At 58.5% G+C, this 15,840-nt stretch carries 17 protein-coding genes; all 17 read right to left on the reverse strand.

Translation table 11 applies throughout. The features are described from left to right. A partial coding sequence (locus IIA05_09625; GenBank protein MCH9027361.1) for a pyrroloquinoline quinone biosynthesis protein PqqB occupies positions 1-884 on the reverse strand: 884 nt, incomplete at its 3' end. 199 nt (positions 885-1,083) lie between these two features. Further along, positions 1,084-1,506 (reverse strand): F0F1 ATP synthase subunit epsilon, encoded by a 423-nt coding sequence (locus tag IIA05_09630; protein MCH9027362.1) that lies wholly within the window; start codon positions 1,504-1,506, stop codon positions 1,084-1,086. A gap of 18 nt (positions 1,507-1,524) precedes the next feature. Further along, positions 1,525-2,904 (reverse strand): F0F1 ATP synthase subunit beta, encoded by a 1,380-nt coding sequence (gene atpD / locus IIA05_09635; GenBank protein MCH9027363.1) that lies wholly within the window; start codon positions 2,902-2,904, stop codon positions 1,525-1,527. Between the two features lie 36 nt (positions 2,905-2,940). Further along, positions 2,941-3,801, reverse strand: coding sequence for a F0F1 ATP synthase subunit gamma (gene atpG / locus IIA05_09640; protein ID MCH9027364.1), 861 nt, complete (start codon positions 3,799-3,801; stop codon positions 2,941-2,943). 12 nt (positions 3,802-3,813) lie between these two features. Continuing rightward, entirely contained in the window at positions 3,814-5,355 is a 1,542-nt protein-coding gene (locus tag IIA05_09645; protein ID MCH9027365.1) for a F0F1 ATP synthase subunit alpha, read from the reverse strand. Positions 5,356-5,367: 12 nt separating this feature from the next. Continuing rightward, complete coding sequence (locus tag IIA05_09650; GenBank protein MCH9027366.1) at positions 5,368-5,904, reverse strand: F0F1 ATP synthase subunit delta; 537 nt, start codon at positions 5,902-5,904, stop codon at positions 5,368-5,370. Between the two features lie 22 nt (positions 5,905-5,926). Beyond that, positions 5,927-6,397 (reverse strand): F0F1 ATP synthase subunit B, encoded by a 471-nt coding sequence (locus IIA05_09655; protein ID MCH9027367.1) that lies wholly within the window; start codon positions 6,395-6,397, stop codon positions 5,927-5,929. Positions 6,398-6,442: 45 nt separating this feature from the next. Then, on the reverse strand, positions 6,443-6,712 hold the full coding sequence (gene atpE / locus IIA05_09660) for a F0F1 ATP synthase subunit C (protein ID MCH9027368.1): 270 nt from the start codon (positions 6,710-6,712) through the stop codon (positions 6,443-6,445). Between the two features lie 54 nt (positions 6,713-6,766). Then, positions 6,767-7,570: a F0F1 ATP synthase subunit A gene (gene atpB, locus IIA05_09665; protein MCH9027369.1), complete on the reverse strand. Its 804-nt coding sequence runs from the start codon at positions 7,568-7,570 to the stop codon at positions 6,767-6,769. A 14-nt stretch (positions 7,571-7,584) separates the two neighbouring features. Continuing rightward, entirely contained in the window at positions 7,585-8,019 is a 435-nt protein-coding gene (locus IIA05_09670) for an ATP synthase subunit I (GenBank protein MCH9027370.1), read from the reverse strand. Positions 8,020-8,208: 189 nt separating this feature from the next. Then, a complete protein-coding gene (locus tag IIA05_09675) occupies positions 8,209-9,063 on the reverse strand; it encodes a ParB/RepB/Spo0J family partition protein (protein MCH9027371.1) in 855 nt (284 codons plus the stop codon). Positions 9,064-9,112: 49 nt separating this feature from the next. After that, positions 9,113-9,904, reverse strand: a complete 792-nt coding sequence (locus IIA05_09680) for a ParA family protein (protein ID MCH9027372.1) — start codon at positions 9,902-9,904, stop codon at positions 9,113-9,115. 20 nt (positions 9,905-9,924) lie between these two features. Further along, positions 9,925-10,560 carry a 16S rRNA (guanine(527)-N(7))-methyltransferase RsmG gene (rsmG, locus tag IIA05_09685; protein ID MCH9027373.1) on the reverse strand — a complete coding sequence of 212 codons (636 nt, stop codon included), beginning with the start codon at positions 10,558-10,560 and terminating at the stop codon, positions 9,925-9,927. Next, positions 10,560-12,023 carry a redoxin domain-containing protein gene (locus IIA05_09690; protein ID MCH9027374.1) on the reverse strand — a complete coding sequence of 488 codons (1,464 nt, stop codon included), beginning with the start codon at positions 12,021-12,023 and terminating at the stop codon, positions 10,560-10,562. The genes rsmG and IIA05_09690 overlap by 1 nt, the downstream gene beginning before the upstream one ends. A 212-nt stretch (positions 12,024-12,235) precedes the next feature. Next, positions 12,236-13,687 (reverse strand): bifunctional 2-methylcitrate dehydratase/aconitate hydratase, encoded by a 1,452-nt coding sequence (locus IIA05_09695; GenBank protein MCH9027375.1) that lies wholly within the window; start codon positions 13,685-13,687, stop codon positions 12,236-12,238. A gap of 47 nt (positions 13,688-13,734) precedes the next feature. Next, positions 13,735-14,859, reverse strand: a complete 1,125-nt coding sequence (gene prpC, locus IIA05_09700; GenBank protein MCH9027376.1) for a 2-methylcitrate synthase — start codon at positions 14,857-14,859, stop codon at positions 13,735-13,737. Positions 14,860-14,889: 30 nt separating this feature from the next. Next, entirely contained in the window at positions 14,890-15,777 is an 888-nt protein-coding gene (prpB, locus tag IIA05_09705) for a methylisocitrate lyase (protein ID MCH9027377.1), read from the reverse strand. Positions 15,778-15,840: the final 63 nt, after the last annotated feature.

The raw sequence follows: 15,840 nt of genomic DNA on the forward strand, positions 1-15,840 counted from the left end.
ACCTGCGCCCGTTCATCGCTGTCGGGCCAGATCGCAGGATTCGTATGATTCAAATGAATAAAACGGATCTTTGACTTCTCTTTCGCCGGCAATTTTGCAAACCGTTGCATGCTGTGGGTGATAAACGGGTGCGGAAAGCCGCTCATATCTCGCCCGGGAATTTCGCCATCGGTAAAAAACGAGCCATCGAGATATGCCGCATCGACAGACGCGATCATGTCCTCGATATGGGTGCCGGCATCCTCCCATTCCTCCCAGCTATCGATATCGGGGATAAAAATCACGGACCGGTTCGGTCCCTCAATTCGAAAACCAACTGCCTCGGAATACTCCTGCCGATGTGGCACCAAGAATGGCGTCACCCGTAGCCGGTTGTTGAGGCGGATTACTTTGCGATCCTCAAGCCCCTGTATCACGATGTTCTGGTATTTGACCAGCTGGCTCCAGGGTCCGTTGCTACTGAGAAATTCCTGCATTCGCGGCATCGCAAACACCGGTACTTTCTTCGCGCCCATGGATTCGTGGCCGAGAAACATCAGGCCGGTGTAATGGCCAATATGCGCATGGGTCAGAAATATGCCTGCGATGCCCGGCTTGTCTGTTGCCGGAGCGAACTGATCCAGGTGGTGCAGTTGTTCGCGGAAATCGGGGGTTGCCTCGAATAACCATCGTTCCTGACTGACCGGGTCAACCAAGGCGAGACTGACGACCCGCCTTCTGAATTTATTATCAGCCCATCCCGGGTGCTCCTTGGTGCCGGCCTGCGGCGTGCCGCCATCTTGTGATATCCCCAGCACCACCAGGTATGGCGCAGCGTTTGTTTCCTTAGAATCTGCAGCCGCTAACGACGGCCCCAATAGCAGCACAAACAGACAAACAGCGATTTTCTTTGCTGGCAAAACCAGCAGCGAAAGGACTCTCACGTTGCGATAATCTCCATGGGGAATGATCGAATCATATCAGGGCCGCGATGGTCGAGTGAGCCGTCAACCCCGGTGCGTACACGATCGCAAAAGCCGGAATCGCTCCAGCAACAAAAAAGCGCCGTTGCCAGCGCCGTTAATGGTTTCTTTGCAGAGTTAGCTAGCGTTTCGCCGATTTTCTCAATCGCTCGAGCGATTTGAGCTGCGCCTGGATCTGGGCGAGTTCGGCCCTGGCATGGGCGATATCGAATTCGCTTTCCTGGTTGACCAGCGCTTCCTCCGCTTTCTGTTTGGCTTCAAGCGCTGCCGCCTCATCGATGTCCTTGGCTCGCAGGGCAGTGTCGGCGAGTATGGTGACCAGGTGCGGTTGCACTTCGATGCTACCGCCCGAGACATAGAAGAAATGCTCCTCGCCATCGGGCGTCTGTATGCGAACTTCGCCGGGTTTCAGGCCGGTCAGCAAGGGCGCGTGACGCGGCGCGATGCCGATTTCGCCCATCTGGGCCGGCGCGAAAACCATGGTGGCATAGCCGGAGAAAATTTCTCCTTCCGCACTGACGATGTTGACTTCAATTTTTTTCATGCCGCGACCTTGGCTGCATTACCTCAGCTTCTTGGCGTTCTCCACGACTTCGTCGATATTGCCGGCCATGTAGAAAGCCTGTTCGGCAAGGCTGTCGTAATCACCGTTGATAATACCCTTGAAACCCCGAACGGTTTCGGCCAGCGGCACATACTTGCCCTCGGAACCGGTAAAGGTCTCGGCGACGAAGAATGGCTGCGACAGGAAGCGCTGGATTTTGCGGGCCCTGGTGACGCTGAGCTTGTCCTCTTCGGACAACTCGTCCATACCCAGGATCGCGATAATGTCCTGCAGCTCCTTATAGCGTTGCAGGATGCTCTGCACCTCACGTGCAGTATCATAATGTTCCTGACCCACCACATTGGGATCGAGCAGGCGCGACGTCGAGTCCAGCGGATCCACGGCCGGGTAAATACCCAGCTCGGCAATCTGGCGGGAAAGAACCAGGGTCGCGTCCAGGTGAGCAAAAGTCGTCGCCGGCGACGGGTCGGTCAGGTCATCGGCAGGAACATAAATCGCCTGGAAGGAAGTAATCGAACCGTCCTTGGTCGAAGTAATGCGCTCCTGTAATACCCCCATTTCCTCGGCCAGCGTCGGCTGGTAGCCCACGGCAGAGGGCATCCGACCGAGCAACGCGGATACTTCCGTCCCCGCCAGCGTGTAGCGATAAATGTTGTCGATGAACATCAGCACGTCGCGGCCTTCGTCGCGGAAATTTTCGGCGATAGTCAGACCGGAAAGGGCGACCCGCAAGCGGTTGCCCGGCGGCTCGTTCATCTGCCCATAGACCAGCGATACCTTGTTCAGGACATCCGCGTCCTTCATCTCGTAATAGAAGTCGTTCCCCTCGCGGGTCCGCTCGCCAACGCCGGCGAACACCGAATAACCGCTGTGCTCGTGGGCGATGTTACGAATCAGTTCCATCAGCGCCACGGTCTTGCCAACACCGGCGCCACCGAACAAGCCGATTTTGCCGCCCTTCGCGATGGGCATGATCAAGTCGATGACCTTGATACCGGTTTCCATGATTTCCACCGAAATAGCCTGATCCTCATAGCTCGGTGGATCGCGGTGAATCGGCAGACGGACATCGGTGTCGATCGGCCCGGCCTCGTCTATGGGATTGCCAAGCACGTCCATCACCCGGCCCAGAGTCGCTTCACCGACCGGAACCGTAATCGGACCGCCGGTGTTGCTCACCGCCATCCCGCGCTTGAGACCTTCACTGGGACCCATCGCGATCGCGCGTACGACGCCATCGCCAAGTTGCTGCTGCACTTCCAGCGTCAGATCCGTCTCTGCCAGGTGAAGCGCGTCATAGACTTTCGGAATCGCCTCCCGCGGAAATTCCACGTCGACCACCGCGCCGATGATTTGCACCGTCTTGCCAATACTCATGCTCTGTTCCTCAACTTTTGTACTGCAGGTGAACGGCTAAACCGCCGCCGCGCCACCAACGATTTCTGAAATTTCCTGGGTGATCGAAGCCTGCCGCGCCTTGTTATAAATCAATTGCAGGTTATCGATAATATCGCCCGCGTTGTCGGTCGCCGCCTTCATCGCCACCATCCTGGCGGCCTGCTCGCAAGCCAGGTTGTCCAGCGCGCCCCGATAAACCTGCGATTCGATGTAACGCATCAGGACGCCTTCGAGCAGATCGCGCGCATCGGGCTCATAAATATAGTCCCAGTGAGCCTGCAATTCCTTTGCATCCATCGGCTCCACCGGCAACAGCGTTGCCACCGCCGGGCGCTGACTCATCGTGTTGATAAATTCGTTATGCACCAGGAACAACCGGTCTATGGTTCCCTCGGTGTAACTATCGAGCATGACCTTGATCGCACCGATCAGATCGGCGACATGCGGCGTATCGCCGAGATGAGTGACCTGCGACACGATCTTCGCGCCGAAACGCCGGAAAAACGCCACGCCCTTGGCGCCGATCAAACTCAACTCCAGCTGCGCCCCTTTAGCCTGCCATTCCCCCATGTGGTCGATCGCCGCCTTGAACATATTGGTATTCAGCCCGCCGCAGAGCCCGCGATCGGTCGAAATAATGATATAGCCGACCCGCTTCACTTCGCGGGTCACCAGATAGGGGTGCTTGTAATCGGGGTTGGCCTGGGTCAGGTGACCGATGACCGTGCGAATCCGCTCCGCATACGGACGAGACGCCGCCATCCGCTCCTGCGCCTTGCGCATCTTGCTGGCGGCGACCATCTCCATCGCCTTGGTGATCTTCTGAATGTTTTTGATACTCTTGATCTTGGTGCGAATTTCTTTTGCGGCTGACATCGGATACCCCGCCTAGTAGGCGCCATTCACCTTGAAATCTTCGATGGCCTTGCGCAAGCCATTGGCGATGTCGTCGTCGTAATCGCCGGTCGCGTTGATGGTGTCCATCAACTCGGTGTGATTGGCGCGCACATAGGCATGCAGCGCAGCTTCGTAATCGACGACTTTCTTCACATCGACTTCATCGATAAATCCTTCGTTGACCGCAAACAGCGAAACCGCCATGTCGGCAACCGTCAACGGCGCGTACTGCTTCTGCTTCATCAGCTCGGTCACCCGTTGCCCGCGTTCGAGCTGCCGGCGAGTGGTCTCATCGAGGTCAGAGGCGAACTGCGCAAATGCCGCCAGTTCACGATACTGCGCCAGCGCCAGGCGCACGCCGCCACCGAGTTTCTTGATGATCGTGGTCTGGGCGGCGCCACCGACCCGCGACACCGAGAGACCGGCATTGATCGCCGGGCGAATGCCGGCGTTGAACAGATCGCTCTCCAGGAAGATCTGGCCGTCGGTGATGGAAATCACGTTGGTCGGGACGAAGGCCGACACGTCACCAGCCTGAGTTTCGATGATCGGCAACGCCGTCAGCGAACCGGTCTTGCCCTTGACCTTGCCGCCGGTCGCTTTTTCGACGAACTCGGCGTTGACCCGCGCGGCGCGTTCCAGCAAACGCGAATGTAGGTAAAAAACGTCACCCGGATAAGCCTCGCGACCCGGCGGGCGGCGCAGCAACAGCGACACCTGGCGATAGGCCCAGGCCTGCTTGGTCAGGTCGTCGTAAATGATCAACGCATCTTCGCCACGATCGCGGAAATACTCACCCATCGCACAACCGGCATACGGGGCGATGTACTGCATCGCGGCCGATTCGGCTGCCGGCGCCGCGACGACAATGGTGTGTTCCATGGCGCCATGCTCTTCCAGTTTGTGCACTACACCGACGATGGACGAGTTCTTTTGTCCGATCGCGACATAAATACATTTAATGCCCGTGCCTTTCTGGTTGATGATGGTATCGATCGCAAGCGCGGTCTTGCCGGTCTGGCGATCGCCGATGATCAGTTCGCGCTGGCCGCGGCCGATCGGCACCATCGAGTCGATCGCCTTCAGCCCGGTTTGCACCGGCTGGTCGACCGACTGGCGCCAGATCACGCCGGGCGCAACTTTTTCGATCGGCTCGAAACGCTTGCAATCGATCGCGCCCTTGCCGTCGACCGGCTGTCCCAGCGAGTTGACCACGCGCCCGAGCAGGGCTTCGCCAACCGGTACTTCGAGAATTCGGCCGGTGGTCTTGACCGTGTCGCCTTCGGTTATGTGCCGGTAACTGCCAAGCACCACGGCGCCGACCGAGTCCTGTTCGAGATTCAAGGCAATGCCAAAGGTTTCACCCGGAAACTCGAGCATTTCACCGTAGCTGGCGTTGGCCAGCCCGTGAATACGGACAATACCATCGGTCACCGTGACCACGGTTCCTTCATTACGGGCTTCCGTGCCGGTCTGGAATTTTTCGATCTTTTCCTTGATCAGATCGCTGATCTCAGATGCCTTGATAGACATAAAACAAACCTCTTAATGCATCAGCTCGGTTGCCAGCCGCGCAAGGCGGCCGCTCAACGAGCCATCGATAACCAAATCCCCGGCACGTATCACCGCACCACCAATAAGACTTTCATCAATCTCGCAATGCAGCCGGACATCGCGTCCCAGTCGTTTCCTCAGCGCGGCGGCAATTTTGTCCTGCTGCGCCTGATCAACCGGCAACGCCGAAATCAGCGACACGTCGACAGAGTTTTCATACTCCGCACGCAGCGCTTCAAACAAGGTGACAATCTCCGGCAGCACATTCAGCCTGCGGTACTGCGTCAATACGCGGATAAAATTGCCGGCCAGTTCATCGGCCTCGTCAGCGCAGAGCTCGACGATCAGATCGGCCAGCTCTGCACGGGCCACCCGCGGACTGTTCAACAAACCGGCAACCCGCGGATCGCTGACTGCGCTGGCGGTATTGCCGAGGAACTCCGACCACTGTGCGAGCTTTTCCCGTTCGCAGGCGAGCGCAAACACCGCTTTCGCGTAAGGACGCGCAATTGTGACTTTCTCAACCATTACCTGTTCCCTAGGTCAGGCCTCAGAGCTCGGCAACCAGTTTGTCGAGCAAATCGGCATGGGTCTTTTTGTCGACTTCGCGGTTTAGCAGTTTGCTGGCGCCGGCAATTGCGATGCTGGCAATCTCGCCACGCAAGCTGTCTTTTGCGCGGTTCGACTCTTGCTCGATTTCGGAACGCGCCGCTTCGACCAGGCGTTTGCCCTCGGTCACGGCGTCGCTCTTCGCATCGGCCATGACCTGGTTGGCCCGCTGGCTCGCCTGATCCACGATCTCGAGCGCCCGTTCGCGAGCCTCCGCGATAATAGCCTCCGATTTTTCAGTCGCTGCCGCCAGTTCCGTATGCGCCTTATCCGAAGCCGCTATGCCGTCGGCAACGCTTTGTCGCCGCTCTTCCAGAGCCTGCATGATGGGCGGCCAGATGAACTTCATGCAAAAATACACGAAGACGATCATGGCTATGGTCTGGCCGATAATGGTCGCGTTGATATCCACCTGATGGCTCCTGCTTATGGTTTGATGTAACGGGCGTATCGCCGTCTAACCACCGAGTGCCTGCTGCAGCTGGCCAATGAACGGGTTGGCAAAGGCAAAATACAGCCCGATACCCACGCCGATCATGGCAACGGCGTCGAGCAGCGCAACCACGATAAACATTTTTACCTGCAGCATCGGCACCAACTCAGGCTGGCGCGCGGCGCCTTCGAGGAAGCGGCCACCCAACAGCCCCATACCAATACCTACGCCCAGGGCGCCCATACCGATCAGGATTGCGACGGCGATCGCGGTCAATCCAATTACGAGTTCCATTAATTTCTCCTGCTTGCAAAATCGAACTAAAAAAATCAAAAATGGTTAAATCAATCAGTGCTCTTCTTGTGCCAGGCTTAGATAAACTATGGTCAACATCATAAAAATAAAGGCCTGGAGCACAATAATAAGTATGTGGAACACCGCCCACATGAAATGCAGCGGTAGCTGATACCAGCCCAGCAGCGCGATCAGAATAAAAATCAATTCGCCGGCATAGAGGTTGCCAAACAACCGCAACGACAACGATATGGGCTTGGCGATCAGCGAGATCCCCTCGAGGATCAGGTTGAACGGGATCGCGGCCCAGTGATTGAACGGCTGCAGCGTCAGTTCTTTTGTGAATCCTTTTACGCCCTTGATCTTGATGCTGTAGTAGATAATCAGCACGAAAACCGAAATCGACATCGCGAAGGTAATGTTGACATCGGTGGTCGGCACGACCTTGAGATAGGGGATGCCCATGAGCTGGGCAATCCCGGGCAACCAGTCGACCGGTATCAGGTCCATCACGTTCATCAGGAACACCCAGACGAAAATCGTCAGGCCCAGCGGCGCGATCAGTTTGCTTTTGCCGTGGAAAGTGTCGCGTACGCTGCCATCGACAAACTCGACCAGCACTTCGACCAGCGCCTGGAACCTGGACGGCACGCCTGAGTTGGCTTTTTTCGCGACCTGTCGAAAAGAGATCAGGAACAACAAGCCCAGAAATACAGAGAAGAACATCGAATCGACATTGAGCGTCCAGAAATTACCGCTGCAATGGTTCCAGACCCACTGGTCCTCGACCCTGCAAACTTGCAGGTTCTGCAGATGGTGCTGTATGTATTCGCCTGCGGATTGGCCTTCAGTCGCCATTCTTGTCCCTTTGCTCAGGCATCGTGGCCCGATGCCTCAAATCCCGTCTTGTCCAGTCTCAGTGCCACCCACATCACGCTCTGGGTAGCGATAAACCCGGCGAAAAGCCAGCCTGCCGCCAGTGGCTTGACCAGCGTGAACGCCACGATGAACAGCATCGCGCTGAGCATCATTTTCCCTGCTTCGCCCGCGTATATGCCGCGTACCAGCGCCCTCGGCTCGCGCTTCATGCCAGCCGCAATAATCCTCAAAGCCAGAAATGTGTTTGGTAGCAGGCAAATCATGCCGCCAATCAGACCGGAATAGGCCGCAGTCCTCCCTGCGGACAAGCCACCGATCGCTGCCAGCAAAAGACTGACGCCCAATTGGGCGGCGAGTATCCCGAACATCGCCTTGGCGGCGCTGGCCGAATTGCTGGTGCTGCTCGCATGCGGAGCATCGGCGCTCACGAATTCCCCTGGTACATCCCCGAATATCGGCCCGGGCCGTGCCCGGGTACATAAAAACGCCACCACCGATAGTCTTTCAATACGGCGTGTGGCGTCCTGTTTTCCCCCTGATTGTCACCTGCCCCAGGGGGTGGCTCAAAGCCGCACTATTATAGTGGCGACCTTTTGGGCTGGCAACAAAACGGCGATTTATTTGATGTGCGCGAGGATCCCTTCAAGTTCGTCCAGGCTGTTGTAGCTGACCACCAGCTTGCCTTTGCCTTTAGCGCCATGGCTGAGACTGACCCTCGCGCCGAGCTTCTCGCTCAGCTCGGTCTCCAGGCGAACGATATTCGGGTCGCGTCGCTCCGGTTTCCGGTCTTTTTTGCCGCTGAGCAGGCGGCGCACCAGGGCCTCGGTTTCCCTGACCGACAGCCCTTTTTTCGCGACCAGCAAGCCGACCTCGGTCTGTTGGCGCTGGGTCGGCAAACCCAGCAAGGCCCTGGCGTGACCCATATCCAGTTCCCGGGCCATCAGCAGTTTTTTGAGTGGCGCGCCAAGATCGAGCAGCCGCAGCAAGTTGCTGACCGCCGCCCGGGACCGGCCGATGGCATCGGCGGCCTGCTGGTGGGTCATGTCGAACTCGCGGATGAGCCGATCCAGCGCCAGTGCCTCTTCCAGCGGGTTCAGATCTTCGCGCTGGATGTTTTCGATCAGCGCCATGGCAATCGCCGCCTTATCGGGAATCCGCCGAACGAGGCTGGCGATTTCCTGCAGACCCGCCATTTGTGCCGCACGCCAACGGCGCTCACCCGCGATAATCTCGAACTGCTCGCCATCGCCAAGCGGCCGAACCAGGATCGGCTGCACCAGGCCCTGCGCACGAATCGAATCGGCCAGCTCCCGCAGCGTGTCCTCGCGCATATCCTGACGCGGCTGGTACGGGCCGGGCCTGATCAGGTCGATCGGCAAGGTACGCAGGCTTTCACCGTCGCCATCCGCCGGCGCGGCGCCGGTCAATAACAAATCCAGGCCGCGGCCCAGCCCCCTGCGTTTCGCCGTCATCAACTCCTGCCCCTTGTATAGCCATTCATCGCGAAGAGTCCTCTTTAATCTACGCCGTACTCACCATAGTCTGCCGTTCTTCGTGGCGGCGATTGATTTCTCCGGCCAGCGCCAGGTAGGCCATCGCGCCACGCGATTTCTTGTCGTGATAAAGGACCGGGAGACCGAAGCTCGGCGCCTCCGCCAACCTGATGTTGCGCGGGATCACGGTGCGAAATACCTTGTCCTTGAAATGCAGGATCAACTGCCCCGATACATCGTTTGCGAGATTATTGCGCGGGTCGTACATACAGCGAAGCACGCCTTCGATGCGAAGTTCGGAGTTGACCGTCTCGCGGATCCGCTCGATGGTCCTGACCAGGCTGGATAATCCCTCCATTGCGTAATACTCGCACTGCATCGGGATCAGCACGCTATCTGCGGCGGTCAGCGCATTGACCGTGAGCATGTTTATTGATGGCGGACAGTCAATAATGATGTAGTCATAGTCATCGGCCAGCGGTTCCAGCGCCTTGCGCAGTCTCAATTCGCGGCCATATTCGTTGAGCAGCTTGACCTCGGCGGCAGTCAGGCTCTCGTTGCCCGGCAAGACGTCGAACCGCGCGTCCTCGATGTTTTGTATGGCGTCTCTCGCAACGCACTCGCCCATCAGTACTTCATAGGCCCCCTGCTCCAGTTTGTACTTGTCCACGCCGGCGCCCATGGTGGCGTTGCCCTGCGGATCGACATCCACCAGTAAAACGCGGCGTTTTGTCGCCGCCAGCGACGCCGTCAGATTGACGGCCGTCGTGGTCTTGCCGACGCCGCCCTTCTGATTCGCAATCGCTATGATTCGTGCCATATCCGTTTCGGATCCTTTGTCTATTCCCGACCGAAAACCAGTAGATGCCGCTCCGCCACAAGCCCGGGTATCACCAGTTTTTCCGCATGCTGCAGCCGCCATCCGTCGGGCAGCATGCTCAGTTCGTCATGGGGCATTTTCCCTTTCATTGCCAGCAGACTACCCCGATCGGCGAGCAGATGTCCTGCCGCTGCCACAAATTTGTCCAGACTGGAAAATGCCCTTGCGGTAATGGTCGAATACGGCGGCACCTCGTCTGAGGTCACAAGATAATCCTCAACGCGCCGGTTTTCTACCTGCACGTTGGCGAGCCCGAGTTCGACCACGGCCTGGGTCAGAAAACGGCAGCGTTTGGCTGCGCTGTCGAGCAGTACGAAGGACCGGTGCGGTTCAGCGATCGCCAGCGGGATACCCGGCAGCCCCGCGCCGGATCCGACATCCAGGATCCGCTCGCCAGCCAGCCACGGCCTGATTGCCAGGCTGTCCAGCAGGTGGGCCGCGACCATTTCATCGATTTCCCGGACCGCGGTCAGATTGATTGTGCGGTTCCAGCGCTGCAAGAGTTCGAGAAAGCGAAGCAGTTTTTGTTCGGCGCCCTCCGGCAAGGTCTGGCCCAGCTCCGCCAATCCATGCCGCAACTCTTGCGTGATCGTCATTATTGGCGCGCTACCGCCAGCAAGCCTTCCGGGTCATGCAGCACAAAATCTTTGAGTTCCCCGCTTTCGAGATCCAGCATGCGAACGCGGTGATTGTTGGTGTCGGCAATGTAAAGATACTGTCCGGCAACGCTCAGACCACCCGGTTCCTCCAGGGTCGGCTCCCCCGGCGTCAGGCTGACGACCGCCAGGCTGTCCGGATCCAGGCGTTTGATCTTGCTGTTGTAGGTATCGGCGATATAGATCACACCCGCGTTCCAGTCCACGCCGAGCGGGTGTTGCAATTTGGCTTTGCGGCCGCGGCCGTCGACATCGCCAAAATCAAACAGGCCGGTTCCAATCAGGGTATGCAATCTGCCACCGCCGTCCAGATCCGCGCTGCGGATCGCGCTTGCCTCGCTATCGGCGATATACAGATTCTCACCATCGGTGGCCAGCCCGCTTGGCTGGTTGAGCCCCGCGGAAAGCAATTTTCCATCCTTGAGCTGCTCGCGTCGCGAACCGGCAAAGGCTTTTAGCCGGCCACTCGCCGGATCGAGGGTCCAGACCTGGTGCTGTCCCGCCATCGCAATATAGACGGTGTCACCGACGCGCAACAGGTCCCACGGAGAATTCAAACCGTCGCCGGGACCCGCGAGGTTGTCGAACATATAGGCTTGCCGGCCGTTTCCCGCGACTGTAGCCACCGTTTTTCCGGCGAGGTCTATCCGGCGAATCGCATGATTTTCCGTGTCCGCCAATAACAAGGTGTCCTTGTCCAGCAAGGTCATGCCCTGTGGCAGACGAAAACGGGCTTCGCCAAAGCCACCATCGGCATAACCCGCCTGGCCGCTGCCGATAAGCTGCTGCACCCGCCCGTCCAGACCGGCAACCACGATGCGATGGTGCCCGGTATCCGCGATAAACAAGCGGCCGTTTGCGGTATCGACCAGCACCTTGCCGGGGAAACTCAGCTGGCCTCCCGCCCGTTCCTCGACTACCAGGCTCAGTACGGAACGGTCGATCTCAAATTCATCCACCAGCCCGCCGATGACCGTATCCAGCAAATCGTAATGCCCCTCCCCGGATACCTGGCCAACAATGTTGCCGGCCGGGTCGATCACCACCAGCGTCGGCCACGCGCGGGCGCCATAGGCCTTCCAGATCTCGAAATCCTTGTCGTTAACGACCGGGTGCATAATTTGGTAGCGTTGCACGAAACGCCTGATTGCCGCGGTCCTGGATTCACGCTCGAATTTGCCGGAATGCACGCCGATGACAACCAGCTCCTCAGCGTATTTCTCCTCCAGCCGTTTCAGATCGGGGATGATATGCAGGCAGTTGATACAACCATAGGTCCAGAAATCCAGCAATATCACCTTGCCTCCGAGCTGTTCAATGCTTAGCTCACGGCCGCCGGTGTTCAACCAGTCCATGGCGGATGGAAACTCAGGCGCCGGGTTTACGCCCGCGAAGGTTCGCATTTCGTCCGCGCCGGCCTGGCTGGACTCCTGCCATTGCGAGAAACCCCAGGCCGTCAGCATCGCGACAACGACAAACGCCCCGATCGCAGCCAGCAGTCGATTTATCGCATTGATCAATGAATCACTCTCCAGGCTTCATCAAAAAAACGGGGCGAAACCGGTCCGGCAACAAGCTCCACCCGGCGCCGACCGCCATCGTGAAGCAAGCGAGTTCAGGCCTTGACCATCATCGCCATGAAATCCGATACCGCCATGGCGGACAAGCGCTGCGGCTCGGCAAAAAGCGCATTCAATGCCCGGCACTGGCCTGCGTCCAACTGCTCCGCCGCCGAGTGTTCGAATTTCTTGACCAGCACCGGAATTCCTTCTTCGCGGCGCTTGCGATGGCCGATTGGGAATTCCACCGCGACCCGATCGGTACTACTGCCATCCTTAAAGAAGACCTGCAAAGCGTTGCCAATATAACGCCGCTCGGAATCGAAATACGAAGTCGTGAAATCCTTGTTTTCCACAACCTCCATGCTATCTCGCAGCGCGTCGATGCGCGGGTCCGCGGCAACATCGTCTTCATAATCGGCCGCGACCAGCCGACCGAAGACCAGCGGAATAGCCACCATGTACTGAATACAGTGGTCACGATCCGCCGGGTTATCCAGCGGGCCGGTCTTGTCGATGATGCGGATACCTGGCTCCTGCGTTTCAATGACGATTTTTTCGACCTCGCCGAGCCGGTCCTTGACCTGCCCATGCAGAGCCATCGCGCATTCGACCGCGGTTTGCGCATGGAACTCGGCCGGGAAAGATATCTTGAACAGGATATTCTCCATGACATAGCTGCCGAAATCCTGCGGCAGGCTGAATTCCTTCCCCTTGAAAAGCACGTCGAAATAGCCCCAACCCGGTGCGCTCAGCGCCGATGGGTAGCCCATTTCGCCGGTCATCGCCATCAATGCCAGGCGCACGCCGCGGCTGGTCGCATCGCCGGCCGCCCAGCTTTTTCTCGATCCGGTATTGGGCGCATGCCGGTAGCTGCGCAATGCGCCGCCGTCGATCCAGGCATTGGATAGCGCATTGACGATCGTGTCCCGATCGCCACCGAGCATATGCGTTACCACTGCGGTCGTGGCCACCCGCACCAGCAGCACATGATCGAGACCAACCCGGTTGTAACTGTTCTCCAGCGCCAGCACGCCCTGTATTTCGTGCGCCTTGATCATCGCGGTCAGCAGGTCATGGATGGTCAATGGGTCTTTGCCATGCGCCTCGGCCTGGCGGCTCAGGTAATCGGCCGTGGCCAGGATGCCGCCGAGATTGTCCGATGGATGCCCCCATTCAGCCGCCAGCCAGGTGTCGTTGAAGTCCAGCCAGCGGATCAGCGCACCGATATTGAACGCCGCCATGACCGGCTCCAGCTCGAAACTCGTTCCGGGCACGCGCGCGCCACCGGGCAGCGTGGCGCCGGGGACGATGGGCCCAAGCAGCTTGGTGCAGGCCGGGTATGACAAGGCCTGGAAACCGCAGGCCAGCGTGTCCATCAGGCAATAACGCGCGGTGTCGAAGGCCAATTCGCTGTCGATCCGGTAATCACAGACATAGTCCGCGATTTTTCTCAACACCAGGTCGGGCTCCGGCCGTTTGGCGGAACGGATATCACTGGAAGACATTATTGCTCCTGAAGACGACCGGGCGGCGAGCCCGGTCTGGACAAAAATCAATCACGTTCTTCGACGGGCATCCATTGGCGCAATCCCGGACCAATGTAATCCGCAGCCGGGCGAATCAGCCGGTTGTCGGCGCGTTGCTCCATGATATGGGCGGACCAGCCGGTGATGCGCGAACAGACGAAGATCGGCGTGAACAGTTGCGTCGGGATACCCATGAAATGGTAGGCCGTCGCCGAGTAGAAATCTGCATTGGGGAACAGTTTCTTTTCGTCCCACATCACCTTGTCGATCGCCTCGGACACGGCAAACAAACGCGTATCGCCAACTTCCTCCGACAATTGCCGAGACAGTTCCTTGATCACGACGTTACGCGGGTCCGAAGTCTTATAGACACGGTGGCCAAAACCCATGATTTTCTCTTTCTGCGCAAGCGCCTCGTGGATACCCTCGGTAGCCTGTTCCGCGTTGTCGAAGCGCTCGATCAACGCCATCGCGGCTTCGTTGGCGCCGCCGTGCAGTGGTCCGCGCAAGGCGCCAATTGCACCGGCAACGGCAGAGTGGAAATCGGACAGTGTCGCGGCAATGACGCGGGCAGCAAAAGTCGATGCATTGAACTCGTGTTCCGCGTACAAAATCAGTGAGATATCCAGCACCCGGCGATGGAAATCACCGGGCGGCTTGCCGTGCAACAGGTGCAGGAAATGACCGGCGACCGAATCGTCATCGGTTTCCGTGTCGATACGCACGCCATCGGTGTGATAGCGATGCCAGTACATCAGCATCGACGGAAAACAGGCGAGCAAGCGGTCAGCGACGTCCGTCTGATTGGAGAAATCTCCTTCGGGCTCAAGGTTTCCCAAAACCGAGCACCCGGTACGCAACACGTCCATCGGGTGGCAATCCGCCGGCGTGTTCTCCAGAACGTCCTTTAGCGCCTGCGGCAGGCCCCGCATGCCCTGGAGTTTGCCCAGGTAGGTGTCGAGCTGGCCGCGGTTCGGCAGATCACCATGATGCAACAGGTAGGCAACTTCGTCGAAGGTGGCGTTTTTCGCCATGTCCTCGATGTCGTATCCGCGGTAAGTCAGCCCGGCGCCTTCCTTGCCGACGGTGGCAATCGCCGTTTCCCCGGCGATTATGTCGGCCAGACCGCCAGCGCTTTTCTTGTCACTCATTCTTGTTCTCCAATCGGCAGGGTCCTGGCGTCACGACTTCTCTGCGGCAAACAGCTCGTCCAGCTTGCGCTCGTATTCGTGATAGTCCAGAACTTCGTACAACTCATCGCGGGTCTGCATGGCATCGGTACAGGTTTTTTGCGTGCCTTGTTTACGCAAGGCACTGTACACTTTCTCGGCGGCCTTGCTCATGGCCCGGAAGGCGGATAACGGATACAAGGCGAGCCTTACGCCCGCATCGGCAAGTTCGGCAACGGTAAATAGCGGCGTTTTGCCAAACTCGGTGATGTTGGCCAGCACGGGCACGCCGACCTGGGCCGCGAACTCCCGATATTCATCCAGCTCGGTCAGCGCTTCGGCAAAAATCATATCGGCGCCCGCTTCCACATAGTGCATCGCCCGGTCGATCGCGGCCTGCTGACCTTCCACCGCGTGGGCATCGGTGCGCGCCATGACAACGAAACGATCGTCCGGCCGGCCATCCACCGCCGCCTTGATCCGGTCGGCCATTTCAGCGGCCGCGACCAGTTCCTTGCCCGGCCTGTGGCCACAACGCTTGGCGCCAACCTGATCTTCCATGTGCATGCCGGCCGCACCGGCCACACACAAATCGTGTGCCGTGCGCGCAATCATAAATGCCTGGCCCCAGCCGGTATCGGCATCCACCAGCAATGGCAGTTCGACTGCGCCGCAGATTCTGCGAACGTCCTCGCAGACATCGTTGAGGCTGGTGATACCCAGATCGGGAAAGCCGAAAGAAGCGTTGGCGACACCGGCGCCAGACAGGTAGATCGCTTTAAAACCGGATTTTCTTGCCTGCAATGCGCTAAACGCATTGATGGTACCCACGACCTGGAGCGGGCTTTCTTCGCCCATGGCCTGCCAGAGACTGTCACCCGCTGAATGAATTGTGCTCATGTTGTCGTCATCTCCGGTCTGCCGCCGCTGATTCAACGGTGTTGCGAAAAGGGCGGTTATGTT

This window comes from Pseudomonadota bacterium, assembly GCA_022572885.1.
Classification (GTDB): domain Bacteria; phylum Pseudomonadota; class Gammaproteobacteria; order Steroidobacterales; family MnTg04; genus MnTg04.

Excerpts from the sequence above, each read along its gene's own strand:
- IIA05_09630 (MCH9027362.1), bottom strand. The coding sequence starts at position 1,506 with ATGAAAAAAATTGAAGTCAACATCGTCAGTGCGGAAGGAGAAATTTTC.
- atpD (MCH9027363.1), bottom strand. The coding sequence starts at position 2,904 with ATGAGTATTGGCAAGACGGTGCAAATCATCGGCGCGGTGGTCGACGTG.
- atpG (MCH9027364.1), bottom strand. The coding sequence starts at position 3,801 with ATGTCAGCCGCAAAAGAAATTCGCACCAAGATCAAGAGTATCAAAAAC.
- IIA05_09645 (MCH9027365.1), bottom strand. The coding sequence starts at position 5,355 with ATGTCTATCAAGGCATCTGAGATCAGCGATCTGATCAAGGAAAAGATC.
- IIA05_09650 (MCH9027366.1), bottom strand. The coding sequence starts at position 5,904 with ATGGTTGAGAAAGTCACAATTGCGCGTCCTTACGCGAAAGCGGTGTTT.
- atpE (MCH9027368.1), bottom strand. The coding sequence starts at position 6,712 with ATGGAACTCGTAATTGGATTGACCGCGATCGCCGTCGCAATCCTGATC.
- atpB (MCH9027369.1), bottom strand. The coding sequence starts at position 7,570 with ATGGCGACTGAAGGCCAATCCGCAGGCGAATACATACAGCACCATCTG.
- IIA05_09675 (MCH9027371.1), bottom strand. The coding sequence starts at position 9,063 with ATGACGGCGAAACGCAGGGGGCTGGGCCGCGGCCTGGATTTGTTATTG.
- IIA05_09680 (MCH9027372.1), bottom strand. The coding sequence starts at position 9,904 with ATGGCACGAATCATAGCGATTGCGAATCAGAAGGGCGGCGTCGGCAAG.
- rsmG (MCH9027373.1), bottom strand. The coding sequence starts at position 10,560 with ATGACGATCACGCAAGAGTTGCGGCATGGATTGGCGGAGCTGGGCCAG.
- IIA05_09690 (MCH9027374.1), bottom strand. The coding sequence starts at position 12,023 with ATGCGAACCTTCGCGGGCGTAAACCCGGCGCCTGAGTTTCCATCCGCC.
- IIA05_09695 (MCH9027375.1), bottom strand. The coding sequence starts at position 13,687 with ATGTCTTCCAGTGATATCCGTTCCGCCAAACGGCCGGAGCCCGACCTG.
- prpC (MCH9027376.1), bottom strand. The coding sequence starts at position 14,859 with ATGAGTGACAAGAAAAGCGCTGGCGGTCTGGCCGACATAATCGCCGGG.
- prpB (MCH9027377.1), bottom strand. The coding sequence starts at position 15,777 with ATGAGCACAATTCATTCAGCGGGTGACAGTCTCTGGCAGGCCATGGGC.